The organism is Sphingomonas taxi (assembly GCF_000764535.1).
Classification (GTDB): domain Bacteria; phylum Pseudomonadota; class Alphaproteobacteria; order Sphingomonadales; family Sphingomonadaceae; genus Sphingomonas; species Sphingomonas taxi.
Window position 1 is genome coordinate 2132612 of the sequence record NZ_CP009571.1, and the last position, 23812, is coordinate 2156423.

Annotated in this window: 26 protein-coding genes, 1 tRNA gene and 1 other RNA gene; 20 read left to right on the forward strand and 8 right to left on the reverse strand. The window is 68.7% G+C overall.

Translation table 11 applies throughout. The features are described 5' to 3' along the window. Positions 1 to 58: 58 nt before the first annotated feature. Both MC45_RS09610 and MC45_RS09615 read left to right on the forward strand, forming a co-directional pair. The gene (locus MC45_RS09610; protein ID WP_038662344.1) at positions 59 to 940 is read left to right on the forward strand and encodes an alpha/beta fold hydrolase; all 882 of its coding nucleotides are present in this window, start codon (positions 59 to 61) and stop codon (positions 938 to 940) included. 132 nt (positions 941 to 1072) lie between these two features. Then, positions 1073 to 1555, forward strand: coding sequence for an RcnB family protein (locus MC45_RS09615; RefSeq protein WP_038662347.1), 483 nt, complete (start codon positions 1073 to 1075; stop codon positions 1553 to 1555). A 180-nt stretch (positions 1556 to 1735) separates the two neighbouring features. On the opposite strand, the gene MC45_RS09620 is transcribed toward MC45_RS09615, so the two are convergent. Continuing rightward, positions 1736 to 2836 carry a DUF2332 domain-containing protein gene (locus tag MC45_RS09620; RefSeq protein ID WP_038662349.1) on the reverse strand — a complete coding sequence of 367 codons (1101 nt, stop codon included), beginning with the start codon at positions 2834 to 2836 and terminating at the stop codon, positions 1736 to 1738. A 61-nt stretch (positions 2837 to 2897) separates the two neighbouring features. On the opposite strand from MC45_RS09620, the gene hisG reads away from it, so the two are divergent. From hisG to MC45_RS09655, 7 genes are all read left to right on the forward strand, one after another. Further along, positions 2898 to 3563: an ATP phosphoribosyltransferase gene (hisG, locus tag MC45_RS09625; RefSeq protein ID WP_245640696.1), complete on the forward strand. Its 666-nt coding sequence runs from the start codon at positions 2898 to 2900 to the stop codon at positions 3561 to 3563. Beyond that, positions 3560 to 4855, forward strand: coding sequence for a histidinol dehydrogenase (hisD, locus tag MC45_RS09630; protein ID WP_038662355.1), 1296 nt, complete (start codon positions 3560 to 3562; stop codon positions 4853 to 4855). Before hisG ends, hisD begins: the two co-directional genes overlap by 4 nt. A 41-nt stretch (positions 4856 to 4896) precedes the next feature. After that, on the forward strand, positions 4897 to 5202 hold the full coding sequence (locus tag MC45_RS09635) for a histidinol dehydrogenase (protein ID WP_038662358.1): 306 nt from the start codon (positions 4897 to 4899) through the stop codon (positions 5200 to 5202). Positions 5203 to 5476: 274 nt separating this feature from the next. Continuing rightward, positions 5477 to 6031 (forward strand): fasciclin domain-containing protein, encoded by a 555-nt coding sequence (locus MC45_RS09640; RefSeq protein ID WP_038662360.1) that lies wholly within the window; start codon positions 5477 to 5479, stop codon positions 6029 to 6031. Positions 6032 to 6115: 84 nt separating this feature from the next. After that, positions 6116 to 6574 carry a transcription antitermination factor NusB gene (gene nusB, locus MC45_RS09645; protein WP_038662363.1) on the forward strand — a complete coding sequence of 153 codons (459 nt, stop codon included), beginning with the start codon at positions 6116 to 6118 and terminating at the stop codon, positions 6572 to 6574. Between the two features lie 278 nt (positions 6575 to 6852). Next, positions 6853 to 7752, forward strand: a complete 900-nt coding sequence (gene thiL / locus MC45_RS09650) for a thiamine-phosphate kinase (protein ID WP_038662366.1) — start codon at positions 6853 to 6855, stop codon at positions 7750 to 7752. A gap of 112 nt (positions 7753 to 7864) precedes the next feature. Next, positions 7865 to 10036 carry a sodium-translocating pyrophosphatase gene (locus tag MC45_RS09655; protein ID WP_038662368.1) on the forward strand — a complete coding sequence of 724 codons (2172 nt, stop codon included), beginning with the start codon at positions 7865 to 7867 and terminating at the stop codon, positions 10034 to 10036. A gap of 46 nt (positions 10037 to 10082) precedes the next feature. On the opposite strand, the gene MC45_RS09660 is transcribed toward MC45_RS09655, so the two are convergent. Beyond that, positions 10083 to 12209 (reverse strand): TonB-dependent siderophore receptor, encoded by a 2127-nt coding sequence (locus MC45_RS09660; protein WP_052075600.1) that lies wholly within the window; start codon positions 12207 to 12209, stop codon positions 10083 to 10085. Positions 12210 to 12475: 266 nt separating this feature from the next. On the opposite strand from MC45_RS09660, the gene infA reads away from it, so the two are divergent. From infA to MC45_RS09680, 5 genes are all read left to right on the forward strand, one after another. Next, entirely contained in the window at positions 12476 to 12721 is a 246-nt protein-coding gene (gene infA, locus MC45_RS09665; protein ID WP_017977808.1) for a translation initiation factor IF-1, read from the forward strand. Positions 12722 to 12736: 15 nt separating this feature from the next. After that, positions 12737 to 13306 carry a Maf family protein gene (locus MC45_RS09670; RefSeq protein WP_038662372.1) on the forward strand — a complete coding sequence of 190 codons (570 nt, stop codon included), beginning with the start codon at positions 12737 to 12739 and terminating at the stop codon, positions 13304 to 13306. Then, positions 13299 to 14240, forward strand: coding sequence for an Rne/Rng family ribonuclease (locus tag MC45_RS09675; protein ID WP_038662375.1), 942 nt, complete (start codon positions 13299 to 13301; stop codon positions 14238 to 14240). Before MC45_RS09670 ends, MC45_RS09675 begins: the two co-directional genes overlap by 8 nt. After that, the gene (locus tag MC45_RS18905; RefSeq protein WP_081974399.1) at positions 14237 to 14410 is read left to right on the forward strand and encodes a DNA gyrase inhibitor YacG; all 174 of its coding nucleotides are present in this window, start codon (positions 14237 to 14239) and stop codon (positions 14408 to 14410) included. Before MC45_RS09675 ends, MC45_RS18905 begins: the two co-directional genes overlap by 4 nt. Before the next feature lie 40 nt (positions 14411 to 14450). After that, positions 14451 to 14526 (forward strand) — tRNA-Phe (locus MC45_RS09680). An 18-nt stretch (positions 14527 to 14544) separates the two neighbouring features. On the opposite strand, the gene MC45_RS09685 is transcribed toward MC45_RS09680, so the two are convergent. The 3 genes from MC45_RS09685 to MC45_RS09695 all read right to left on the reverse strand — a co-directional run bounded on the left by MC45_RS09685 (position 14545) and on the right by MC45_RS09695 (position 17547). Continuing rightward, positions 14545 to 14901, reverse strand: coding sequence for a hypothetical protein (locus MC45_RS09685; protein WP_137897897.1), 357 nt, complete (start codon positions 14899 to 14901; stop codon positions 14545 to 14547). Beyond that, the gene (locus tag MC45_RS09690) at positions 14898 to 15560 is read right to left on the reverse strand and encodes a protein-S-isoprenylcysteine O-methyltransferase (protein ID WP_218916663.1); all 663 of its coding nucleotides are present in this window, start codon (positions 15558 to 15560) and stop codon (positions 14898 to 14900) included. Before MC45_RS09690 ends, MC45_RS09685 begins: the two co-directional genes overlap by 4 nt. A gap of 130 nt (positions 15561 to 15690) precedes the next feature. Beyond that, positions 15691 to 17547 (reverse strand): YhjD/YihY/BrkB family envelope integrity protein, encoded by a 1857-nt coding sequence (locus MC45_RS09695; RefSeq protein ID WP_081974400.1) that lies wholly within the window; start codon positions 17545 to 17547, stop codon positions 15691 to 15693. Between the two features lie 208 nt (positions 17548 to 17755). Between MC45_RS09695 and MC45_RS09700 the strand changes: the two genes are divergently transcribed. Further along, positions 17756 to 19087, forward strand: coding sequence for a DUF418 domain-containing protein (locus MC45_RS09700; RefSeq protein WP_038662385.1), 1332 nt, complete (start codon positions 17756 to 17758; stop codon positions 19085 to 19087). A gap of 58 nt (positions 19088 to 19145) precedes the next feature. Here the strand turns inward: MC45_RS09700 and ssrA are convergent. Further along, positions 19146 to 19487, reverse strand: a transfer-messenger RNA (tmRNA) gene (ssrA, locus tag MC45_RS18910). A gap of 42 nt (positions 19488 to 19529) precedes the next feature. Between ssrA and MC45_RS09705 the strand changes: the two genes are divergently transcribed. Further along, positions 19530 to 19961 (forward strand): RrF2 family transcriptional regulator, encoded by a 432-nt coding sequence (locus MC45_RS09705; RefSeq protein WP_038662387.1) that lies wholly within the window; start codon positions 19530 to 19532, stop codon positions 19959 to 19961. Positions 19962 to 20083: 122 nt separating this feature from the next. On the opposite strand, the gene mscL is transcribed toward MC45_RS09705, so the two are convergent. After that, positions 20084 to 20524 carry a large conductance mechanosensitive channel protein MscL gene (mscL, locus tag MC45_RS09710; protein ID WP_038662390.1) on the reverse strand — a complete coding sequence of 147 codons (441 nt, stop codon included), beginning with the start codon at positions 20522 to 20524 and terminating at the stop codon, positions 20084 to 20086. A 106-nt stretch (positions 20525 to 20630) separates the two neighbouring features. Here mscL and MC45_RS09715 point away from each other — a divergent pair, with 106 nt between their 5' ends. From MC45_RS09715 to MC45_RS09730, 4 genes are read left to right on the forward strand one after another with little or no spacing between them, the layout of a single operon-like run. After that, entirely contained in the window at positions 20631 to 21236 is a 606-nt protein-coding gene (locus MC45_RS09715) for a LemA family protein (RefSeq protein ID WP_052075601.1), read from the forward strand. An 11-nt stretch (positions 21237 to 21247) separates the two neighbouring features. Further along, positions 21248 to 22138, forward strand: a complete 891-nt coding sequence (locus MC45_RS09720; protein ID WP_038662393.1) for a TPM domain-containing protein — start codon at positions 21248 to 21250, stop codon at positions 22136 to 22138. A gap of 1 nt (position 22139) precedes the next feature. Beyond that, complete coding sequence (locus MC45_RS09725; RefSeq protein WP_038662396.1) at positions 22140 to 22811, forward strand: TPM domain-containing protein; 672 nt, start codon at positions 22140 to 22142, stop codon at positions 22809 to 22811. Then, positions 22808 to 23335 (forward strand): NUDIX hydrolase, encoded by a 528-nt coding sequence (locus MC45_RS09730; protein WP_038662399.1) that lies wholly within the window; start codon positions 22808 to 22810, stop codon positions 23333 to 23335. Before MC45_RS09725 ends, MC45_RS09730 begins: the two co-directional genes overlap by 4 nt. 188 nt (positions 23336 to 23523) lie before the next feature. Here the strand turns inward: MC45_RS09730 and MC45_RS09735 are convergent, their stop codons facing one another. Then, complete coding sequence (locus MC45_RS09735) at positions 23524 to 23805, reverse strand: ETC complex I subunit (protein WP_038662402.1); 282 nt, start codon at positions 23803 to 23805, stop codon at positions 23524 to 23526. Between the last annotated feature and the right edge of the window lie 7 nt (positions 23806 to 23812).

Sequence of the window (23812 nt, forward strand, 5' to 3'; positions counted from 1 at the left end):
TCCTCCCCGCCGCCGCGGGGATGACGAAACAGGGACGGCGCAGCAACAGGAGAGCCTCATGACCCCAGCGGTACAGCGCATCGCCCTTCCCACCGGCGTCGAACTCGACGTCGCCATCGCCGGCGCGCCCGACCGGCCACCGGTGATCCTGCTCCACGGCTTTCCCGAATCGCACCGGACGTGGCGCGGCATCCTGCCCGACCTCGCCCGCGACCGTTATGTGATCGCCCCCGACCAGCGCGGCTTCGCCCGATCCTCGAAGCCCGAGGGCGTCGAGGCCTATGCCGCCGACAGGATCCTCGCCGACCTCATCGCGCTCGCCGATCACCTGAACATCGACCGGTTCACGCTGGTCGGCCACGACTGGGGCGGCGCGATCGCGTGGATGGCGGCGCTCGCCCGCCCCGACCGCGTCGCGCGGCTGGTGATCGTCAACGCGCCGCACCCCTATCTCTTCCAGCGCGCGCTGTTCGACGAACCCGAACAGCGCAAGGCGAGCCAATATATCACCCGCTTCCGCGACACGACGATCGACCGCGGCCTGACCGGCGCCGGCCTCGAGAAGTTCCTCGGCTCGACCTTCGCGCATCACGTCACCCACGCCATCGCCGGCGCCGACAAGGCCGCCTATCTCGACGAATGGTCGCAGCCGGGCGCGATGACCGCGATGCTCAACTGGTATCGCGCCTCCACCGTCATCGTCCCCACGATGGACGAGGCGCCGCCCCGCCCCGCTTTCCTCGATCGTCCCTTCCCGCCGGTAACGCAGGACACTTTGGTGATCTGGGGGATGCGCGATTCGGCGCTGCTGCCGGTGCTGGTCGACGATCTCGGCCCCTATGTGCCGAAGCTGACGGTCGAGAAGATCGACGCCGGCCATTTCGTGCCATGGGAAAAGCCTGAAGCGGTCGTCGCGGCGATGCGGCGTTGGCATATTTAAGGGCGCGTGCGAACCGCCAGCTTTCGTTTTGCTGACCAAAACATTCCTCGTGCGTTCAGCCGCCTAGGCGGAAAAGGCCGCCATGCTCTTCGCCGTCCCGACGGCCGAAGCGCGCCATAGAGGAGAGTTACGATGCGTAAGATCATCATCGCCGCCATCGCCGCCGCGACCGTCCTGCCCGCCGCCGCGGCGAGCGCGCAGAGCGCCCGTGAGGTCCGTCAGAGCGAACGCGAAGTCCGCCAGAGCGAGCGCGATCTCGCCCGCGCCCGCGCCTATGGCGACCGCGGCGACATCCGCGAGGCGCGCCGCGAGGTCCGCGAGGATCGCCGCGAACTGCGCGAGGACTGGCGCGACTATCGCCGCACGCACGGCGACGTCTATCGCCGCGGCGTCTATGCCGGTCCGCGAGGCTATCGCTACCGTCCGGTGAACGTCGGCTATCGCTTCGCGCCGGAATATTACGGCCAGCGCTACTGGATCAACGATTACGGCACCTATCGCCTGCCGCGTCCGGGCTTCGGCTATCAGCGCTGGGTCCGCTACGGCAACGACGTCGTGCTGGTCGACACCCGCTCGGGCCGCGCGGTGCAGGTCTACAACCGCTTCTTCTATTGATGATCGGGGCGGGAAGGGTTCGCGCCCTTCCCGCCGACGATCACTATCCCCTGTTCGTCATCCCGGCGAACGCCGGGACCCATGGTTTCGGTGTCGTCGGCGAGGCGCGATGCGGCAGCGATGCGCATCCATGGGTCCCGGCTTTCGCCGGGATGACGGAAACAGGGAATCTTATCCCTTTCAATCCGCCTCATACGCCCCGCGCCGCATCACATAGTCGCGCGTCTCATACGGCGCCGCCAACCCTTCGACCCACGCGCCATGCGCATGGGTCAGCGCCACCAGCTCCATCGCCGTCTTGCCCGGCCAGCCGCGCACGCGCACCTCGTGGCGGTGGAGATCGCGGTTCGGCTCCATCATCACCCAGCCGAGCGGCCGGTCCGCGCTCGCCCGAGCCCCCGCCGCCGCCATCGCCGCGACGATCCGCGCCCGCCCCGCGGCCGGAAGATACTGCCACACCACCGAATGCATCAGCACCCGCGTCACCCCCGCCGCCTGCGGCTCGGCGAGCCGCGCCTCGACCCAGTCGGCCGCATCGCCCTGCACCAGATCGACGCCGACACGCCGCACCTCGCCGATCGCCGCGGCGAGCCGCGCGAGTCGCTCCTGCGCATCGACCCAGACATAGGCCTCGAGCCGCGCCGCCTGCGCCGGATCGCCGACATCGACCGGCGCGATGTCGACGCCGCGCGCACCCACCACGTCGACCGTCGCCACGGGCGGCGCCACGCCACGCCATTCCGGCACGATCCGCACCGCCGCATCCTCCGGCCCGACCGTCACGCCCCCGAGATCGAAGCGGTAGCGCCCGAGCATCAGGTTGAGCCCCGCGCTCGACCCGATCTCCAGCACCTCGACGCGCGGCCCGAACCGCGTCGCGAGATGCAGCAGCCCGGTCATCAGCCCGGCCGACCGCGCCGCCTCGTTGGTCTGCGGCGGCCCGTCGAGCCACGGCAGCAGCGCCGCGTCGTGGTCGCGGACCACGCGCCCGAGCGTTGCCGCGACCGCCGCCTCATCGGTCACGACGCCGTCGAACACGCGCGACAGGTCGGCATCCGCGCCCGCACGATGCAATGCATGCAGCCCGCCGACCAGCCGCAGCACCACCGCATCCGCCACCGGCTCGCCCGGCCAGTCGAGCACCCGCCGCCCGGTCTCCGTCGACCGATCGAGCGCCTGCCCCAGCGCCACGCAGACGCGCGCCGTCACCGGCGCCGCCATCGCCGCGCAATAGCCCGCCTGCACCGCAAATGCCGCCCGATTCTCCGCTTCGCCCGCCATCGACTCGCCTCCTCGTCGCGCTCTGTTGCGCCCACCCCTGCCCGCCAGTAAAGCCCGGGCCGTGTCGACACCCCCCTTAGTCATCGCCGTGCCGAAAGGCCGTATCCTCGCCGAGGCGCTGCCGCTGCTCGCGCGCGCCGGCATCCACCCCGAAGCCGCGTTCGGCGACGAGAACAGTCGCGCGCTGCGCTTCGCCACCGACGTGCCGCATATCGAGCTGATCCGCGTCCGCGCCTTCGACGTCGCGACCTTCGTCGCGCACGGCGCCGCGCAGCTCGGCATCGTCGGGTCGGACGTGCTCGCCGAATTCGCTTATTCGGAACTCTATGCGCCGGTCGACCTCGGCATCGGCCATTGCCGCATCTCGGTCGCCGAGCCCGCCGCGATGGCCGCGACCGACGATCCGCGCGGCTGGAGCCACGTTCGCGTCGCCACCAAATATCCGCACACCACCGCCGCGCATTTCGCCGCGCGCGGCGTCCAGGCCGAATGCGTCAAGCTCAACGGCGCGATGGAGCTGGCGCCGACGCTCGGCCTCGCGCCGCGCATCGTCGACCTCGTCTCCTCGGGCAAGACGCTCAAGGAGAACGGCCTCGTCGAGGTCGAGGTGATCGCCGAGGTCACCAGCCGCCTGATCGTCAACCGCGCCGCGATGAAGACCCGGCCCGAGGTCGTGCCGCTGGTCGAGGCGTTCCGCCGCGCCGTCGCGCAGGAACAGGCGGCATGATCCGCCTCGACACCCGCGACGCCGGCTTCGCCGACGCCTTCACCGCCTTGGTCGAGGGCCGCCGCGAAGCCTCCGCCGACGTCACCCGCGACGTCGCCGCGATCATCCGCGCCGTCCGCGACGACGGCGAGGCCGCGGTCGAAGCCTTCACCCGCAAGCTCGACCGCCACGATCTCGCCGAAACCGGCTGGCGCATCGAACCCGCCACCTGCGCCGCCGCCTATGCCGCGCTCGACCCATCGTTGCGCGACGCGCTCGACCTCGCCGCCGCACGCATCCGCGCCTATCACGAGCGCCAGAAGCCCACCGACAGCGATTATGTCGACGAGGCCGGCGTCCGCCTCGGCGCGCGCTGGCGCGGCGTCGACGCGGCGGGCCTCTACGTTCCCGGCGGCCGCGCCGCCTACCCGTCGTCGCTGCTGATGAACGCCATCCCCGCCAAGGTCGCGGGCGTCGGCCGGCTGGTGATGGTCACGCCGACGCCCGACGGCCAGATCAACGATCTCGTCCTCGCCGCCGCGCATCTCGCCGGGGTGGACGAGGTGTGGCGGATCGGCGGTGCGCAGGCGATCGCCGCGCTCGCCTACGGCGCCGGCCGCATCCTGCCGGTCGACGTCGTCACCGGCCCGGGCAATGCCTGGGTCGCCGAGGCCAAGCGCCAGGTCTATGGCGTCGTCGGAATCGACATGGTCGCCGGCCCCAGCGAGATCGTCGTCGTCGCCGATGCGCTGAACGACCCGCAATGGACCGCCGCCGACCTGCTCAGCCAGGCCGAGCACGACGTCACCACGCAGTCGATCCTGTTCACCGACGACGCCGCTTATGCCGACCGCGTCGCGGCGGCGGTCGACGAGGAACTGGCGATCCTGCCCACCGCCGCGGTCGCCCGCGCCGCTTGGGACGCCAATGGCGCGATCATCGTCGTCGAATCGCTCGATGCCGCCTGCCCGCTGGTCGACCGCCTCGCGCCGGAGCATCTCCAGCTCGCCGTCGACGACCCGCAAGCGCTGTTCGACCGCGTCCGCCATGCCGGCAGCGTCTTCCTCGGCCGCCACACGCCGGAAGCGATCGGGGACTATGTTGCCGGCCCCAACCACGTCCTCCCGACGGGCCGCCGCGCCCGCTTCGCCAGCGGCCTGTCGGTGCTCGACTTCATGAAGCGCACCAGCTTCCTCGGGCTGGACGAGGCCGCGCTGGCGAAGCTCGGCCCCGCGACGGTCGCCCTCGCCCACGCCGAAGGCCTGCCCGCGCATGCGCGTTCGGTGGCGTTGCGGTTGCGGCTCAATCGGTAGAAGATTTTGTTCGCGCAGAGGCGCAGAGACGCAGAGATGATGTGGGTGGGAAGCCCGGCTGCCCCGATCACGGCCCACTAACCCGGCGCCGCCGGGAGCAGGCGCTACGCTCCTTCCAAGCGATCGGCGACTATGTCGCCGGCCCTAACCACGTCCTGCCAACGGGCCGCCGCGCCCGCTTCGCCAGTGGCCTGTCGGTGCTCGACTTCATGAAGCGCACCAGCTTACTCGGGCTCGACGAGGCCGCGCTGGCGAAACTCGGCCCCGCCACCGTCCCCCTCGCCCACGCCAAGGGCCTACCCGCGCATGCCCGCTCGGTGGCGTTGCGGTTACGGCTCAATCGGTAGAAGATTTTGTTCGCGCAGAGACACAGAGACGCGGAGATGATGTAGGTGGGAAGCCCGGCTGCCCCGATCACGGCCCGCTAACCCGGCGCCGCCCGGGGCAGGCGCTACGCTCCTTCCAAGTGAAACCTCTCCGCGCCTCTGCGCCTCTGCGCGAACAAAATCCTTCTTCGCGCCTTCGCGTGAATCAATTCAGCGTCAAAGCATCCCCGGCCACGTCGCCGACGTACCTCTCATCAGCAACCCGCAAAGGGTGCGCCAAGAGAAGGATGCTCCCATGACCAAGACCCATTTCCGCGCCGGGCTCGCTGCCGTCGCACTGCTCGCCGCCGGCCCTGCCATGTCGGCCGCCAAGAACCCGATGGTCGGCGGCGCCGCGATGTACCCGACCAGGACGATCGTCGAGAATGCGGTCAATTCGAAGGATCACACCACGCTCGTCGCCGCGGTCAAGGCGGCGGGTCTCGTCGACACGCTCTCCGGCCCCGGCCCGTTCACCGTCTTCGCGCCGACCAACGCCGCCTTCGCCAAGCTCCCCGCCGGCACCGTCGACACGCTGGTCAAGCCCGAGAACAAGGCGACGCTGACCAACATCCTGACCTATCACGTCGTTGCCGGCACGATGACGTCGAAGCAGATCGCCGCCGCGATCAAGGCCGGCGGCGGCAAGGCGACGCTGACCACGGTGCAGGGCGAGCCGCTCACCGCCGCGATGATGGGCAACACGCTGATGCTCACCGATGCCAAGGGCGGCACCAGCCACGTCACGATCAAGGACGTCATGCAGTCGAACGGCGTCATCCACGTCGTCGACACCGTGCTGATGCCCTGATCCCGCTTCGGGCCGCGGCGCGCACGGCGTCGCGGCCCGGCAGAGGGGTGACGGATCGCGTCAATCCGATTACAGGCCCGCCGGATGTCCCGAAGCTCCAACCGCACCCAGGCGCGCGCCGCCGCCCGCCTCGCCGCCGTCCAGGCGCTCTACCAGCACGAGATGGAAGGCACCGCGGTGCCGTCGCTGCTCCACGAATTCCACAACCACCGTCTCGGCGCGACGATCGAGGACGCGGAATATGCCGACGCCGACGTCGATTTCTTCGACGACCTCGTCAAGGGCACGACCGCGCGCGCCGGCGAGATCGACCTCGCGATCGAGAAGAAGCTCGCCAAGGGCTGGACGCTCGCCCGCCTCGACAAGCCGATGAAGGCGATCCTGCGCGCCGGTACCTACGAGCTGATGGCGCGCGCCGACGTGCCCGTCGGTGCGACGATCAGCGAATATGTCGACGTCGCCCACGCCTTCTACGAGCGCCGCGAGGCCGGCTTCGTCAACGGCCTGCTCGACGGCATCGCCAAGGACGTACGCACGGCGTAGCTCAAATTCCTTCCCCGCCGGGGCAGGGCAATCGCATATCGACACTCGTGCGAGCCTGTCGTCTTCCAAGCCCACCCGTCACCCCGGACTTGTTCCGGGGTCCACTCTGCGGCGAGGAGAAAGGCCTGATTCGACACCGTTCTCTCGCGGCCCGGTGGACCCCGGAACAAGTCCGGGGTGACGAATCTGATGAGGAAACCGATCGAGCCTCGTCACTGCAGCCATATGCGATAGCCCTGCCCGCCGGGGGGAGGGCTTGGAAGGACAGGCCGAGCATCATGACCGAAACCGACTTCCTCACCGCGTTGCGCGCCCTGCCGCTCCATCCGGCGGCGCGGGGGCTGCGCGACGACACCGCGCGGCTGCTCCACGTTCCCCTCGTTGTCACCACCGATACGCTGGTCGAGGGCGTCCACTTCCTCAGCGACGACACGCCGCAGGACGTCGCGTGGAAGCTCGTCGCCACCAACCTCTCCGACATCGCCGGCAAGGGCGCCAAGCCCGATGGCATCCTGCTCAATTACCCGCTCTCCGACGATGGCTGGGATCGCGCCTTCCTCGCCGGCCTCGCCGAGGTGCTGACCGCGTGCGGGACGAGCCTGCTCGGCGGCGACACGGTGACGCTCCCCAAGGGCGCGCCGCGCGTCCTCACCGTGACCGCCTTCGGCTGCGACACCCCCGCACCGCCGCGCGGCGGCGCCGGTGAGAATGACGCGCTCTGGGTCACCGGCACGATCGGCGACGCCGGCGCCGGCCTCGCCATCGCGCAGGGCGCCGACGGCCCCCCGGAACTCGCCGCGCGCTACCGCCGCCCGACTCCGCGCCTCGCCGAGGGCCGCGTGCTCAGTCGCATCGCGCATGCGATGATGGACGTCAGCGACGGCCTGCTGATCGACGCCGCGCGGATGGGCGAGGCGAGCAGCCTCGCCGTCCATCTCGATCTCGCCGCGGTGCCGCTGTCCGCGCCCTATCGCGCCTTCGCCGGCGACGACCGCGCCGCGCGCCTCGCCGCCGCGACCGCGGGCGACGATTACGAACTGCTTTTCGCGATGCCCGCCAACGTCGTCCCGCCCGTCGTCGCCACCCGCCTCGGCCGCTTCGCACGCGGCAGCGGGCTGTATCTGCACGACGCCGGCGAGCCCTTGCCCCTACCCGCCCGCCTGGGCTTCGATCACTAGCCGTATCGCAACGGCGCGCTTGCGCTCCCCGCGCCCGCGCCATAGCCTCCATCCAAGCGCCACGAGACCGGGACACATCGGCCGTGCGTCAACAGGAGAAGGAGATGCGAGAATGACCACGGTCTTCATCGCCATCCTCTGCGGCGTCATCGCCGTGGTCTATGGCTTCGTCACCAGCCAGCAGGTGCTGCGCGCCTCGCCCGGCGATGCGAAAATGCAGGACATCGCCGCCGCCATCCAGGAAGGCGCCAAGGCCTATCTCGGCCGCCAATATACCACCATCGCGATCGTCGGCGTCATCGTCGCGGTCATCCTGTTCGCCGCACTGGGCGCGATCTCGACGATCGGCTTCGTCATCGGCGCCCTGCTGTCGGGCGTCGCCGGCTATGTCGGCATGAATATCTCGGTCCGCGCCAACGTCCGCACCGCCGAAGCCGCGCGCCACTCGCTGCAGGGCGGCCTCACCATGGCGTTCCGCTCGGGCGCGGTCACCGGCATGCTCGTCGCCGGGCTCGGCCTGCTCGCGATCAGCGGCTTCTTCTGGTATCTCACCGGCCCCGCCGGCCACGCCCCCAACGACCGGATCATCGTCGAGGCGCTGACGGCGCTCGCCTTCGGCGCATCGCTCATCTCGATCTTCGCGCGCCTCGGCGGCGGCATCTTCACCAAGGCGGCCGACGTCGGCGCCGACCTCGTCGGCAAGGTCGAGGCGGGCATTCCCGAGGACGATCCGCGCAACCCCGCGGTGATCGCCGACAATGTCGGCGACAATGTCGGCGATTGCGCGGGCATGGCCGCCGATCTGTTCGAGACTTATGTCGTCACCTTGGGCGTCACGATGATCTCGATCGCGCTCCTCATCCGCGCCGACGCCGCCGAGCTGATGCGGCTGATGAGCCTGCCGCTGCTCGTCGGCGGCGTGTGCATCGTCACCTCGATCATCGGCACCTATGCGGTCCGTCTCGGCAAGGGCAGCATCATGGGCGCGCTCTACAAGGGCTTCTGGACCTCGGCCTTGCTGTCGATCCCCGCCATCTATCTCGCCACGCACTATGTGCTCGGCGACCTCCATCGCACGATCGGCAGCGCCGGCTTCCTCGACGCGGTGTCGGACGACCTCACCACCGGCTTCGACCAGCCCGCCGCGGCGGCGGGAGCGATCCCCAGCTTTACGGGCATGGACCTGTTCTGGTGCATGGTGATCGGCCTCGCCGTCACCGGGCTGATCGTCTGGATTACCGAATATTACACCGGCACCAATTATCGCCCGGTCAAGTCGATCGCCGCCGCCAGCCAGACAGGCCACGGCACCAACGTCATCCAGGGCCTCGCGATCAGCCTCGAATCGACCGCCCTGCCCACCTTGGTGATCGTCGTCGCGGTGATCGCCACCTATCAGCTCGCCGGGATCATCGGCATCGCCTTCGCCGCGACTGCGATGCTCGCGCTCGCCGGCATGGTGGTGGCGCTCGACGCCTACGGCCCGGTCACCGACAATGCCGGCGGCATCGCCGAAATGGCCGGCCTGCCCGACGACGTCCGTAGCCGCACCGACGCGCTCGACGCGGTCGGCAACACCACCAAGGCGGTGACCAAGGGCTATGCGATCGGCTCGGCGGGCCTCGCCGCGCTCGTGCTGTTCGGCGCCTATACGACGGACCTCCAGACCTATTTCCCCGACGTCACCGTCGATTTCAGCCTGTCCAATCCCTATGTCATCGTCGGACTGCTGCTCGGCGCCTTGCTCCCCTATCTCTTCGGCGCGTTCGGCATGACCGCGGTCGGCCGCGCGGCGGGCGCGGTGGTCGAGGAGGTGCGCGGCCAGTTCCGCGACAATCCCGGCATCATGCTCGGCACCAGCCGCCCGAATTACGGCCGCACCGTCGACCTCGTCACCCGCGCCGCGATCCGCGAAATGATCGTGCCCTCGCTGCTGCCGGTGGCGAGCCCGATCGCGCTCTACTTCATCATCACCGCGGTGGCGGGCCAGGCGCAGGGTTTCGCCGCGCTCGGCGCGATGCTGCTCGGCGTGATCGTCTCGGGCCTGTTCGTCGCGATCTCGATGACCAGCGGCGGCGGCGCATGGGACAATGCCAAGAAATATATCGAGGACGGCAATTACGGCGGCAAGGGATCGGAAGCGCACAAGGCCGCGGTCACCGGCGATACCGTCGGCGATCCGTACAAGGACACCGCCGGCCCGGCGGTCAACCCGATGATCAAGATCACCAACATCGTCGCATTGCTGCTGCTGGCGGCGCTGGCGGCGGGCGGCGGCGGCTGACGATAGCCCCCCGTCCCCCCGCCGACTTCGGAGGTGCCCGCCGTCGTCAGAGTCGGCGGGCGAGCGTCAGGCGCCAGTTGCGCGGCTGGCCCGGCGTAATGCGATCGAGGCAACAGGAATCGGGGAAATAGCGTTCTCCCAGGATGTTGTTGACGCTGAGCAGCAGGCTCCATCGGCCGATCACATAGGACAATCCTGTATCGACCAGCACATAGGAAGGCAGCCGATAGGTATAGGCCTCCGTCATCGAACCAGCCCGACTGCTGTTGTAGATGAGGCCGAGATTGCCGCCGACATTGGCCAACGCTCCATCCTGAATGACATAGCGGCCGTACAGGCTGACATTCTGTCGCGGGATGTTCTGCAGTTCCGAACCGGCGGGAAGGGTGTCGTCGTTCAGTACCGTGGCATGGATATAGGCGTAGGCGGCGTTCAATGATGCCCCCGGCGCCGGAGACCATTGGCCTTCCACCTCGACGCCGCGGCTCCGCTGCCTGCCGACGACACGCGAAAATTGCGGAAAGGCGAGGTCGGCAGTCAGCACGTTCTGCCGCTCCAGATCGAAGAGTGCGACCGTGGCGTTGATCGCATTGCCGCTCGGCGCGATCTTGAGTCCGGCTTCGATGTTGCGGCCATGTTCTGGAGGTGCTTGGCCGATGACGCTGGGATTGCCGTTGGCATCATAAGCGACGATGATCTGCGATCCGAATTGCGGGGTGAACGATCTCGCCCAGGCGGCATAGGCGACCATGCCCGGCACCAACGCATAGGTCGCACCGACCCTCGGGCTGAACGCGGTCTGTGTTTCGTCGTTCGAGGTCACGCGATCCCATCGCGCGCCGAGTGTCGCGGTCAGGCGTTCGGTGAGGCTCACGTGATCCTGCAAGTAATAACCGATCTGCCGGTTCGCCCCCGCATTCGAGTAGGGAGAGGACTGCGGGCGCAGCGGCGTGTCATAGTCCGGCGTAACGATATCGAGAGGGAGATGCGTCGAATTGAAATCACCGTCGCCCTGCGATCGCACTCGTCCCTGCCGGTAGTCGATTCCGGCGAGCAAATTGTGGCGAATCGATCCAGTTGCGACTTTGGCGGTGGCGCGGTTGTCGATGGCGAAGTCGTTGTTGATGCCGTGGAACGGGCCGTAATAATAACGTCCCAGTCGGCGCCCGCGCTGGATGCCGTCGACGACCTCGTCATCCAGGAATCCCGCGACGAACAGCCACCGGTCAAAATCACTCGTGCGATGAGTATAGCGCATCGTCTGGCTGACACCGATCGCGTCGTTGAACCGGTGCGACAGGATCGTGCTTATCGACGCGCGCTCCTGATTGTAGATCGGTCGCTGCCCGCCGCCGTTGTTGATGGAAAAGTCGATCGGGGTCGGACCATAGGCGCTTGGCAACACCGTACCCCAGGCGCTCAGTGGCGAGAATGGGTGGTCGCGATCGCGCTGGTAGACGCCGAGTACGGTCAGGCTGGTCGCCGGTCCGCTCCGCCATGTCAGCGCCGGTGCGACATAGACGCGGTTCTGACCGGAATTGCGCACGAAGCTGCCGACATCGCGATAGACGGCATTGAGCCGCGCCGACCAACTGCCGTCACGGGTCAGCGGCGCGTTGGCATCCACCGCGCCCTCAACCAATCCATAGGAGCCGGTGGACAGCGACAGATCGGCGAATGCCTCGCCCTGCGGCCGCTTGCTGACGAGATTGACGATGCCGCCGAGTGGCGCCGAACCGAACAGCGCGGATGCCGGACCTTTTACGACCTCCACCTGCTGCAGACCGGCCAGTTCGTTGTTGGTCCCTGTACCCGCCTCACTCAGCAGTCCGTCGAGATATACGCTGCCATAAGCGGCGTCGTAGCCGCGGATCGTATAGGCGTCGAAGAAGCCGTAGGTGCTGCTGCGCGACACGCCCGCCACCGTACGCAGCGCATCGGCAAGCCGCGTCGTACCGCGGTCGCGCAGCATGTCCGCGCTCACCACCGATATCGCCTGCGGCGTCTCGATCAGCGGGACATCGGTCTTGCCGGCATCGACGGGGCGATGCGCCTCGGCGGTTACCACGATATCCTCCGCCGCCGCGTCGCGGGCTCCCATATCTTGCGCAAACGCAGCAGGTACGGCTGCAAGGCTGGCAAACGCCGTACCCACAAGCAAAGTCAGTCGCATGATCGTTCCCCCAATATTTCCCACCCTCAGACTAATAGGAACGATTCGCATTATCAATATACAGCTTGCGAAAGGTGCGCGGCCGGGGTGTGAGGATGGCCGCTGGGCTTGCCGATCCGATCCCCGCTCCCCACATGGTGATCGCTACCGAAAACGAGCTGCGCGAAGGCCGCGAATGCTGCGCGCGCTCACCCGCCCCCATTGCTTCCCTTTTTCGGCAGCCTGCGCTAAGGGCGCGCCCGAAGCACGCGAATAGAGGTTGATTTTTGGCCAAGGAAGAATTGCTCGAGATGCGCGGCCGCGTGGTGGAACTGCTCCCCAACGCGATGTTCCGTGTCCAGCTCGAAAACGATCACGAAATTCTCGGACATACCGCCGGCAAGATGCGCAAGAATCGCATCCGCGTGCTGGTCGGCGACGAGGTGCTGGTCGAACTCACCCCTTATGACCTGACCAAGGGGCGGATCACCTACCGCTTCATGCCCGGCCGCGGCGGTCCCGGCCCGCAATAAGCGGCCGCGACTCCCGTGTCGCTCGTTCTCGCCTCCTCGTCCCCGCGCCGCCGCGAATTGCTCGGCCGCCTCGGCCTCGTCGCCGACCGGATCACCGCGCCCGATATCGACGAGGCGCCGCTGCCTGCCGAACGTCCGCGCGACTATGTGCTGCGCATCGCCTGCGCCAAGGCGCGCGCGGTCGACCATGCACCGGACGAGGTCATCCTCGCCGGCGACACCACGATCGCGGTCGGCCGCCGCATCCTCGGCAAGCCGGCGGACGAGGCCGACCTGCGCCGCATGCTGGCGCTGCTGTCCGGCCGCCGCCACCATTGCCTGTCCGCGGTCGCGGTGATCGACACCGCCGGGACGCTGCGCCATCGCCTGTCCGACACGATCGTCGCCTTCCGCCCGCTCGATGCCGCCGAGATCGATGCCTATGTCGCCAGTGGCGAGGGCGAGGGCAAGGCCGGCGGCTATGCCATCCAGGGCCGCGCCGAGGCCTTCGTCCGCTTCCTCCACGGCAGCCATTCGGGTGTCGTCGGCCTGCCGCTGATGGAGACGCGCGCGCTGCTGCGCACCGCCGGCCTGCCGCTTGCCTGAATGGCTCTATGAGGCCGGCATCGGCGAGGCGCGCGCCGCGCTGCTCGAGGACGGCCATATCGTCGAGGCCGCGATCGAACGGCCCAACCCGCTCCGCCTCGGCACCGTCGGTTGCGCGCGACTGGTCGAGCTGACCGCCGGCGGCATGGGCCGCCTCGACATCGCCGGCCACGACGCGGTGATCGCGCGCATCCCCCCCGGCATCACCAAGGGCGCCGCTTTCGCCGTCCAGATCGTGCGCGAGGCGATCCCCGAAGCCGGCCGCGCCAAGCCCGCCCGCGCGGTCGCCAGTGATGCGGCGATCGGCGAAGGCCCCGACCTGCTCGCCCGCCTCCACGCCACCGGCCTGCCGGTCCGCACGCTGCGGCCACACGAACCCGACGCGCTCGAAGCGGCCGGCTGGTCCGAACTGCTCGAAGAGGCGACCGGTGGCGAGATCGTCTTTCCCCTCGGCGGCCTGCGGATGTCGCCGACCCCGGCGATGACGCTGTTCGACGTCGACGGGCCGCCGCCGCTCGATCCGCTCGCCATCGCCGCCGCGCGCGCCGTCACGCTGGCGATCCGGCGCCACGCAATCGGTGGCTCGATCGGCATCGACTTCCCGACGCTCGCCAACAAGGCGGCACGGCAGGCGGTGGCGGAGGCGATCGACGCCACCCTGCCGCCGCCGTTCGAGCGCACCGCGGTCAACGGCTTCGGCTTCCTACAGATCGTCCGCCCCCGCCCGCGCGCCTCGCTGCCCGAGCTGCTGCGTGCCGATCCCGCCGCCACGGTCGCGCGCGCGACGCTGCGCCGGCTCGAACGCGAGCCGCCGGGCAGCCCGCTCCACCACCGCCTGCCGGCCGCGGTCCACGCCTGCCTGACCAGCCACCCCGACTGGCTGGCGGAGCTCGCCCGCCGCACCGGCGTCACCCACCAACTGGACTGCGCATGACCGACAAGACCTGCCCGATCTGCAGCAAACCGGCGACGCCGGAGCACACGCCCTTCTGCTCGCGCGGCTGCCGCGACCGCGATCTGCTGCAATGGCTTGGCGAGGGATATCGCCTGCCGGTGAAGGACGAAGAGAAAGACGGGGTAGACAGCATCGATTCCGCTGACTAAAGGCCGCGCTCCGATCGCGAGCATCCTCGCTTTCCACCCTGCCCGGGTAGCTCAGTTGGTAGAGCATGCGACTGAAAATCGCAGTGTCGGCGGTTCGAATCCGTCCCCGGGCACCACTTCCCCGCCGTCGCGGGTCAAGCCATCTCCATCATCACCACGGTCGAGGCGAGCGCCCCGGCGAAGATCGCGCGTGCCGTCGGGTCGCGCCGCGCCGTCATGCACGGCGCCAGCCGATGCAGACGCCCGGGATCGGCGATCAGCCGGCACAGCAAGGCCTCGTCGCCATCCGGCCCGAACGGACATCCGCGGCAAAGCGGCCGGCCGAGACACGCCTCCCCCAAGGTCATGACGCTGTCGATCACCGGCGCCAGCATGTCATAGCCGAGCGGCGCGAGCAGCGCGTGAAGCCGCTGCTGCACCGGCTCGCGCCGGTCGCGCGCCGCCCGCCAGCAGCGCGCGGCCCGGGCGATCACGGTCGAGGGCACGGTCATGACCGCACCCGCGGCCACAGCCGTCCCACCCGCGCGCAATAAGCGTCGTACGCCTCGCCGAATCGCTCGCGCAGCATCGCTTCCTCCTGCGGCACGCGCAGCCACCACATCGCGGCGAACGCAGGTATGGCGAGCATCCCGCCGACGCCATTGTGGATCAGCAAGGGCTGCACCAGCACGGCCAGCCAGATCGCCACATACATCGGGTGCCGCCACCGCGCGTAGACGCCGCCGGTGACGAGATCATGTCCGTCACGCACTTCCAGACCCGGGCTCCAGTTGCGACCGAGATCGGCGTGGCTGCGCCAGAAGAGCCAGAGCATCGGCAGCAGCGCGAGCGCGCCGACCGCCGTCGCCCAGTCGGGCAGGCGATAATCGGCGAAGGCGAACAGTCCGGTGGCGAGGTGCAGCAGCGGCAGCAGCATCATCGTCGCGAACATACCGATCAGCAGCAGCACCTCGTCCCGCCCCTTGCGCACCGTGACGACGCGGTTGCTGCGGTTGCGGGTCGCGTGCGGCAGGCGGATCGCGGTCATCGCGACGACCATCGCCAGCCAGGCGACCGCCCCCCAGCCGTTCTCGCGCCATCGGAACAGGGCAGCGATGATGAGGAGCATGGCCGCGACCAGCATCAACTGGGTGCCCGCACCGCTCATCATCGGTCGGATATCGTCGTCAGACCGCCGTTGCGCTTCGATCCCACCGGTCACCATCTGCCATCTCCCTATCTGCTATTGCGAGTCTGTAGCAGATAGGGAGATGAGGTGCTACCGTTTGCAGACGGCGCGGTCAGCGGTTCAGTGGCGACGCCGCAAACCGTCGCAGCAAGGCGGCGACATCGTCGTAGCGTGCCACAGCGCCACGCAGCGCCGCCTCGTCGAAACCGCCGGAGCGGACCGCCACCGCGGCCACGCCGCAGCGTTGCGCCGCAGTGATGTCGTAGGGCGTATCGCCGATCACGATCGCACGGTCCGGTGCGACGCCAGCCTTGGCCAGTGCCGCGGCGAAGATGTCGCCTGCCGGCTTGCTGGTGGCGACGTCGTCCTTCGACACCGTCGCATCCACCACGTCGGCAATGGCGAGCAGGCGCTGGTAATGCGCCAGATCCTCGCCGCTTGCCGACGAGGCGAGCACCACCCTGCGTCCGCTCGCCGCGACACGCCGGACGAGATCGGCGGCACCCGGGAACGGACGAACGCGGTCGCGATAGCGCGCCTTGAACAGCTCGCCTTGTCGCGTCGCCAGCCGTTCGCGATCCTTTGGCGCCAGCGCCGGCAGCAAAGCGGGCACGAGCAGGTCGCCGCCCTTGCCGATCTGGCCGCGGATCGCCTCGCGATCGACCGCATGCCCGGCTTCGGCGAAGGCGGCGTGCCACGCCTCGACGTGGAAATCGTTGCTGTCGACCAGCGTCCCGTCGAGATCGAACAGCACCGCCCGAACCTGCGCGCGTTCCCGCGTCAGCCACGCGGCCAGCGCGCTGGCGCCGAGCACGGCGACGCCGGTTCGCGCCTGCCCCCGCTTGCGCAACAGACGCAGGCCGAGCGTCGCCGAGGCGCTGGTGATCAGCCCGGCCTTGCCGAGCCCCGCGACCTGCCCCGCCCGCGCCGCCGCGCGGCTTGCCGCAAAGTCCGCGGCGGCGGCGTGGCCATCGCGATCGGCGGGCAACGCCGCCTCGCCGTCGTCGCGCACGCCGCGCGCCGCGCCGTCGCCGGCGACGTGATCCGCCACCCACGAGCCGCGACTGCCCAGCGGCCGGGCGGCACCGGTGGTGGTATCGGCCGCGGTCTGATGTTCCAGCTCGGCGTTCAGCTCGGCGCCGAAGATCAGGATATAGGCAGACAGGTAGAACCAGGTCAGCATCACTACCACCGCGCTCAACGAGCCGTAGGTCGCGTTGTAATTGCCGAAATTGGCGACGTAGAGGCCGAAGCCCAGGCTGAGGAGCAGCCACCCACCCGCGGCGAACAGCGAGCCTGGCGTCAGCCAAGTCCAGCGCGCCCGTGCCCGCGATGGCCCGAAGCGATAGAGCGCCGCCGCCGCGGCCGAGCCGGCGACAAGCAGCAGCAGGTACGAGGCGAGCTTGCCGCCTACCACGACCACGCCCGGCGCCCCCGGCAGCAGCGCCTCGAGCTTGGCGAGTGCCGCGATCGCCAGCGCGGCGACCAGAGCGACGATCACCGCCGCCGCGGTGATGCCGAGCGCGAGCAGATTGACCCGGATGAAGCCGCGCTTCTCCTCTTCCTCATAGGCGATATTGAGCGCGGTGATCACCGCGCCGGCGCCGTTGCGCGCACCGAACAGCGCCAGCGCCAGCGCGAGCAGCAGCCCGAAGCCCTTCTTGCCGTCCGACGATTTGACGACGTTCATCAATTGCTCGCCGACCAGCGTCGCGGCATCGGCGGGCATCACCGCCGCCAGCCGGTTGACGTCGGCGATCACGGTCTGCTGATCGGCGATCAGGCCGTAGCTCAGCACGGTGACGCCGAGCAGCGGCACCAGCGCCAGAAACCCGTAGAAGGCGACACCGGCAGCGATCAGGCCGACATTGTCGCGGCCGGTCTCCGCCCAGGTCCGTTTGAGGACGGCCTTCCAGCCGCCCGCCGGCAATGCCCAAGGGCTGTGCACCCCATGTTCGCGATCGTCCATGCCCGTCACCCCCATCAACGCTGATCGTCGTGCAAGGGCGAACCGGCGTCGCGGCGCACGGTTCCGCGGCGATCGGTCTGCGTGGCGCATCCCGCTATGACACGACGTTAACCGCTTGTAACGGATGGTGTCCGGGATGGACTTGGCGCATTGGCGGGCGGGGTCCGGACATGCTTGCGTCCGTGCGACCCATGCAGGTTATCCGAACATGAACGCGCCTTTCCAGCCGACCGCCCCGTATCGCACGACCGACAGTCAGCCGGCGCAGCGTATCCACACGCTGGACGTGCTGCGTGGCATCGCGATCTGCGGCATCCTGTTGATGAACATCCATGGCATGGGCGATGTCGCCGATTATCCGCTGGCCCGCTTCCCGGCCGGCTGGACCGGCGAATGGATCGCCTGGGGGCTACAGACGCTGTTCGTACAGGGTGCGATGCGCGGTCTGTTCACGATGCTGTTCGGCGCGAGCATGGTGATCATGCTGCGGCGTGCCGAGGGGGCGGATCCGTCGCCGCAGCCGCTCGACGTCTGGGTGCGGCGATCGCTGGCGTTGATGGGCTTCGGCGTCGCGCAATGGCTGCTGTTCCTGTGGCCGGGCGAGATCCTGTGGAATTACGGGATCAGCGGCCTGTTCCTGCTCGCCTTCCGCGCCGCACGCCCGCGCACGCTGCTGCTCGCCGCCGCGCTGCTCACCGCCGGCCTCGCCGCCAACGCCGCGGTGTGGACGCATCAGCAGGTCGCACAGCTCGAACAGGGACAGGCCGCCGGCCTGCGCCTCGCCCGCGGCCTGCCGGTGAGCAGCGACGATCGCCTCGCGATCCAGGCCGAGCGCGATCATCGCACCAGCATCCGCCCCACCGCCGAAGAACACGCCGAGCGGATCGCCAAGCGGACGCACGCGCTCACGCTGCTCCACTGGAGCGGCGGCTATTGGATGCGCGAGAATCTGACGATCACCGGCTGGGTCGACATCGCCGAGAGCATCAGCTTCATGCTGATCGGCATGGCGCTTTTCCGGCTCGGCATCCTCACCGGCGCGGCGCCCGCGGCGACCTATTGGCGGATGGCGATCGGCGGCTATGCCGGCGGATTGCTGCTCCGCGGGCTGCACGTCGCGCTGCTGGCGAAGACCGGGCTCGACATGGGCTCGCCCGCGGCGCCGGGATGGGCCTGGGTGGTCATGGAGGCGGCGTTCGAGCCAGCCCGGCTGTTGGTGACGATCGGCCACGTCGGGCTGGCGGTGCTCGCCTTCCGCGGCGGATGGTTCGGCCAGGCGGTGACGCTGCGCACGCTCGGGCGGATGACCTTGTCGGTCTATTGCCTGCAATCGATCCTCGGTGCGCTGATCTTCTATGCGGCGGGCTATGTCGGCATCTTCACGCTGCCGCAGCTGTGGTTGACTGCCGCGGCGATCTGGGCGGTCTCGGCGCTGCTGTGCCGCTGGTGGCTGGCCTATCACGAAATGGGTCCGGCGGAACGACTGTTGCGGCGCATATCCTACGGACAAGCCGACAAGGCGCGCGCCGCACCGCTCTGAGGCGCTCTACAATGATGTGAGGTGGGGAGCTTCTGTTGCCCGGTGCTCCCCGTACCGCTGGAATCCCTTCTGTTGCCCGGTGGGTCCAACCGCGTAATCTTGGAATAACCTCAGGCCGTTAGGCCCTCAGTTACGCCGCAATCGCGAGTGCTTCGTTATCGTTGGCACTTGTGTAATGGGCCGTTGCGGTGGTCCCATTCCGAGCGAAAGACAGCGCCCTTCAACACACGTCGATCCTAGTTCGGCCCCGTCATCGAAGCTGATCGCTCAGCTGCGGTGGTGGAGCCGCCGGGTACTGCCCCCGGGTCCGCTGCGTCTATTCAACGCCACCGTTTATCGCCATAGCCGGCTGGAAGCCGGCGAGTGTCATATAGGCGCAACGTGCAGCCGCTGCAATCCACGCCTTTCGTTCGACACATTATGGCGTCATACGGCCGGCATCATGTTGACCCAGCGTTCCCGCTACGCGCTGCGCGCGATGCTGTTCCTCGCCCAGGCGCCCGTCGCCAGTCCACCGATCCCGATGGGCCGGATCGCGGTCGCGGCGAACGTGCCGCGCAAGTTCCTCGAGCTGATCCTCGCCGATCTGCGCGATGCCGGCCTGCTGACCAGCACGCGCGGCAAGATGGGCGGCTACGTCCTGTCGCGGCCGGCGCGGCTGATCTCGCTCGGCGAGGTCATCCGGGTGATCGAAGGGCCGCTGGCGCTGGTCCCCTGCGTCAGCCGCACCGCCTATCGCTCGTGCACCGACTGCTACAGCGAAACCGACTGCGCGATCCGCCATGCGATGATGCGCGTCCGCGACGAGACCGCACGAATCCTCGACGGCACCAGCCTCGCGGAGGCGACCGCCGAGCATCTCGTCGCGGCGTAACGCCCATTCGTCATCCCGACGAACGTCGGGACCCATGGATACGGCGCCGGCAGAGCCGGCCCGCATCATCGGCCCCACCGACACCATGGGTCCCGGCTTTCGCCGGGATGACGATGGTAAGCTCAAACCCGCGGCCGCGCCTTCAGTTCGTCGCGGATCTCGCGCAGCAGCGTCACGTCCGCCGGTTCGATCGGTACCGCGACCTCGGCCTTCGGCTTGGGGATCAGCCGGTTCACCGCGCGCACGATCATGAAGATGATGAAGGCGACGATGACGAAATTCGCCGCCTGGGTGATGAACGCACCATAGCCTAGCAGCGGCACCCCCGCCTTCTTGAGCGCGGCATAATCGCTCAGCGATCCCGCATAATTCGCCGGCACCGGCCCCATGCGCAGGAAATAGCCCGAGAAATCGAGGCCGCCGAAGATCTTGCCGATCACCGGCATGATCACGTCCTCGGTCAGCGAGGTGACGATCTTGCCGAAGGCGGCACCGATGATCACCGCCACGGCGAGATCGAGCACGTTGCCCCGTGCGATGAACGTCTTGAATTCCTTGAACATGATCGCGCTTCCCTCGTTACCTGCCCGATGGCTGAGGTTAGGCGGCGATTACCCCTTCGCCAAGCCCGTCCACTGTCCTATATGCATAGGACAGATATTGCAGGAGATGTTCATGTCGTCGCTTCGACCCGTTGCCGCTTTTGCCCTGGTCGCCACCGCTTCGGTGTCGCTGGCCGGCTGCGGCATCAATTCCGTGCCGACCGCCGAGGAAAACGCCAAGGCGCGCTGGGCCGACGTCCAGAACCAGTATCAGCGCCGCGCCGACCTGATCCCCAATCTCGTCGCGACGGTGAAGGCCGCGGGCGCGCAGGAGAAGGACGTTCTCGTTCAGGTCACGCAGGCGCGCGCCGGCGCCAACCAGATCAAACTGTCGGGTGATCAGCTCACCGATCCCGCCAAGGTGCAGCAGTTCGAGCGCGCCCAAAATGCCGTGACGCTGTCGCTGCAACGTTTGCAGGAGGCCTATCCCGAGCTCAAGTCGCAGGGCAATTACACCACGCTGATGAGCCAGCTCGAAGGCACCGAGAACCGCATCACCATCGCGCGGACCGATTACAACAATGCGGTGCAGGCTTATAACACCCGCATCCGCACCTTCCCCGACGCGGTCGGCGCGAAGATCTTCTACGGCGCCAAGCCGCTGACGCCCTTCGCCGCGACGGCGGCGAACGCGGAGAATGCACCGACGGTCAACTTCGGGAATTCGAGCTGAGGGTGACCCCGATGCTCGCCCGGATGCTGGCCGCGTGGCGGGCGGCGCTGTTGCTGATGCTGGCGTGGCTGATCGTCACGCCGGCGTCGGCGCAGACCTTTCCCAAATTCTCCGGTCTCGTCGTCGACGCCGCGAACGTGCTGCCGCCCGATCAGGAGGCGGCGCTGACCGCGAAGCTGACGGCGCTGCAGAAGGAGACGAAGCGCCAGCTCGTGGTCGCGACGATCCCCGACCTGCAAGGCTACCCGCTCGAGGAATACGGCTACAAGCTCGGCCGCGCGTGGGGCGTCGGTTTGCGCGACGTCAACAATGGCGCGGTGCTGTTCATCGCGCCGAACGAGCCCGCCGGGCATCGCGGTCCACGGATCGAGGTCGGCCGCGGGCTGGAGCCGATCGTGACCGACGCCTTGTCCAGCGTCATCATCAATCAGGACATGATTCCGCGGCTCAAGGCGGGGGACATTCCCGGTGCGATGAATGCCGGCGTCGATGCTCTGTCGCAGCAATTGCGCGCCTCGCCCGAGGAGGCGCAATCGCGGCTCGATGCCGCCGCAAAGCAGTTCGATCAGGCCCATAAGCGATCCACCTCGCGGCAGGGCGGCGGCGTACCGTTCGGCCTCATCATCTGGGGCGTGATCCTGTTGTTCGTGCTCATCCCGCTGTTCCGTGGCCGCAAGCGCGCTGGCCCTTGGGGACGACGCTATGATGACGGCGGCGGCAGCGCGTTGCCGATCGTCTTATGGGGCATCGCCAATGAGATCGGCCGCTCGCAGGGCGGCGGCGGCGGTGGCGGTTGGGGCGGCGGTTCCGATGGCGGCAGCGACGGCAGCTGGGGCGGCGGCGGCTTCACCGGCGGTGGCGGCGGCGACTTCGGCGGCGGCGGCGCTTCGGGGAATTGGTGACATGCAACTGACCGATACCGATCGCGCCCGCGTTGCCGCGGCGGTGGCCGAGGCGGAACGGAGCACTGCCGGCGAGATCGTCACGATCGTCGCGCGTCGCTCGGACAAATATCACGACGTCGCGCTGCATTGGGCGGTGCTGGCGATGCTGTTCGTGCTCGCGCTGCTGGCGCTGTGGCCCGATGCGGCGGTGCGCCTCCACGGACTGGTCGCCGATCCGTGGGACGGCGCACCGGCGCCGGGCGGGCTGTTCACCGTCGCGCTGGTGCTGCTCGTGGTGACCTTCCTCGTCGTGCGGCTGGCGCTCGCCTATATGCCGCTGCGGCTGGCGCTGACGCCGGGCAGCACCGCCGCGCGGCGCGTACACACGCGCGCGCTGATGCTGTTCCGCACCGCGGCCGAGGCGCGAACGCTCGAGGCGACGGGGGTGCTCCTGTACCTGTCGCTCGACGAACATCGCGCCGAGATCATCGCGGACAGCTCGATCCACAATCGCGTCGACCCCAAGGTCTGGGGCGCGGCGATGGCGGCGCTGATCGCGGCGACGCGCGACGGCCGCCCGGGCGACGGCATGGCCGAGGCGGTGCGCCAGATCGGCCTCGTCCTTGCCGAGCAATTCCCGCCGCGGGCGGACGATACCAACGAACTGCCGGACCGATTGATCGAGCTATGACCACCGAAACCGTCTGGAAGGGCAAATACCTTTCCGTCCGCAAGAGCGGCACCTGGGAATATGCCGAGCGGATCGGCGCGATCGCCGCGGCGGTGATCGTCGCGATCGACGGCGAGGGGCAGCTGTTGCTGGTCGAGCAGCATCGCGTGCCGTTGGGCCGCACCTGTCTCGAACTGCCCGCCGGGCTGGTCGGCGACGAGAGTGCCGGTGAGAGCGTCGCGGAGGCGGCTCGGCGCGAACTGGAGGAAGAGACCGGCTATCACGCCGCCTTCGTCGAGGAGCGCGGCGAATATTTCTCGTCGCCGGGCATGACGTCGGAAAGCTTCACCTTGATGCTCGCCACTGGGCTGACGCGGACCGGCGAGGGCGGCGGCGATGCGCAGGAGAATATCACCGTCCACCGCGTCGCGCCTGAGGCGGTCGCGGGCTTCGTCGCCACCAAACGGCGCGAGGGGGTGGCGATCGACGCCAAGATGCTGTTGCTGCTGGGCAGCGGGTTGCTCGAGGAAGTGGCGGGCCGGTAGCCTGCGCGGCGAATAGGTTCGCGACACGCCCCCACGCCCGTCACCCCGGACTCGTTCCGGGGTCCACTTCGCGGCTAGGTGCATGGCTGGAGGCTCCATCCGCGCGCTTGCGGCCCGGTGGACCCCAGAACAAGTCCGGGGTGACGGGCGGGTTTGAGTGAGACTTACCCCTAAAAACGACGTCCGGCTTACCGGAAATTGTCGGCGTAGGCCTGCAGCTTCAGCTTTCGCTCGGGTGCCGGGATCAGCTCGTAATCGAAGCCCTGCGCCTCGCAATAGGCGATCGCCGCCTCCTGCGTCGGGAAGCTCAGCTTCACCTGCTCGCGCGTGTCGCCGCTGCCGGCCCAGCCGGTGAGCGGATCGGGCTGTTTCGGCTCGGCGGGCTCGAATTCGAGGCTCCACGTCTGGGTCCGGGCTTTGCCGGACTGCATCGCGTTCTTGGGGCGCTGGAAGATACGGGCGGTAGGCATGGCGGCT

What these genes read in the sequence shown, in the direction of transcription:
- MC45_RS09610 (WP_038662344.1), top strand. Translation starts at nt 59, where the DNA reads ATGACCCCAGCGGTACAGCGCATCGCCCTTCCCACCGGCGTCGAACTC.
- MC45_RS09615 (WP_038662347.1), top strand. Translation starts at nt 1,073, where the DNA reads ATGCGTAAGATCATCATCGCCGCCATCGCCGCCGCGACCGTCCTGCCC.
- MC45_RS09620 (WP_038662349.1), bottom strand. Translation starts at nt 2,836, where the DNA reads ATGGCGGGCGAAGCGGAGAATCGGGCGGCATTTGCGGTGCAGGCGGGC.
- hisD (WP_038662355.1), top strand. Translation starts at nt 3,560, where the DNA reads ATGATCCGCCTCGACACCCGCGACGCCGGCTTCGCCGACGCCTTCACC.
- MC45_RS09640 (WP_038662360.1), top strand. Translation starts at nt 5,477, where the DNA reads ATGACCAAGACCCATTTCCGCGCCGGGCTCGCTGCCGTCGCACTGCTC.
- nusB (WP_038662363.1), top strand. Translation starts at nt 6,116, where the DNA reads ATGTCCCGAAGCTCCAACCGCACCCAGGCGCGCGCCGCCGCCCGCCTC.
- thiL (WP_038662366.1), top strand. Translation starts at nt 6,853, where the DNA reads ATGACCGAAACCGACTTCCTCACCGCGTTGCGCGCCCTGCCGCTCCAT.
- MC45_RS09655 (WP_038662368.1), top strand. Translation starts at nt 7,865, where the DNA reads ATGACCACGGTCTTCATCGCCATCCTCTGCGGCGTCATCGCCGTGGTC.
- MC45_RS09660 (WP_052075600.1), bottom strand. Translation starts at nt 12,209, where the DNA reads ATGCGACTGACTTTGCTTGTGGGTACGGCGTTTGCCAGCCTTGCAGCC.
- MC45_RS18905 (WP_081974399.1), top strand. Translation starts at nt 14,237, where the DNA reads ATGACCGACAAGACCTGCCCGATCTGCAGCAAACCGGCGACGCCGGAG.
- MC45_RS09685 (WP_137897897.1), bottom strand. Translation starts at nt 14,901, where the DNA reads ATGACCGTGCCCTCGACCGTGATCGCCCGGGCCGCGCGCTGCTGGCGG.
- MC45_RS09690 (WP_218916663.1), bottom strand. Translation starts at nt 15,560, where the DNA reads ATGATGAGCGGTGCGGGCACCCAGTTGATGCTGGTCGCGGCCATGCTC.
- MC45_RS09695 (WP_081974400.1), bottom strand. Translation starts at nt 17,547, where the DNA reads ATGGACGATCGCGAACATGGGGTGCACAGCCCTTGGGCATTGCCGGCG.
- MC45_RS09700 (WP_038662385.1), top strand. Translation starts at nt 17,756, where the DNA reads ATGAACGCGCCTTTCCAGCCGACCGCCCCGTATCGCACGACCGACAGT.
- MC45_RS09705 (WP_038662387.1), top strand. Translation starts at nt 19,530, where the DNA reads ATGTTGACCCAGCGTTCCCGCTACGCGCTGCGCGCGATGCTGTTCCTC.
- mscL (WP_038662390.1), bottom strand. Translation starts at nt 20,524, where the DNA reads ATGTTCAAGGAATTCAAGACGTTCATCGCACGGGGCAACGTGCTCGAT.
- MC45_RS09715 (WP_052075601.1), top strand. Translation starts at nt 20,631, where the DNA reads ATGTTCATGTCGTCGCTTCGACCCGTTGCCGCTTTTGCCCTGGTCGCC.
- MC45_RS09720 (WP_038662393.1), top strand. Translation starts at nt 21,248, where the DNA reads ATGCTCGCCCGGATGCTGGCCGCGTGGCGGGCGGCGCTGTTGCTGATG.
- MC45_RS09725 (WP_038662396.1), top strand. Translation starts at nt 22,140, where the DNA reads ATGCAACTGACCGATACCGATCGCGCCCGCGTTGCCGCGGCGGTGGCC.
- MC45_RS09730 (WP_038662399.1), top strand. Translation starts at nt 22,808, where the DNA reads ATGACCACCGAAACCGTCTGGAAGGGCAAATACCTTTCCGTCCGCAAG.
- MC45_RS09735 (WP_038662402.1), bottom strand. Translation starts at nt 23,805, where the DNA reads ATGCCTACCGCCCGTATCTTCCAGCGCCCCAAGAACGCGATGCAGTCC.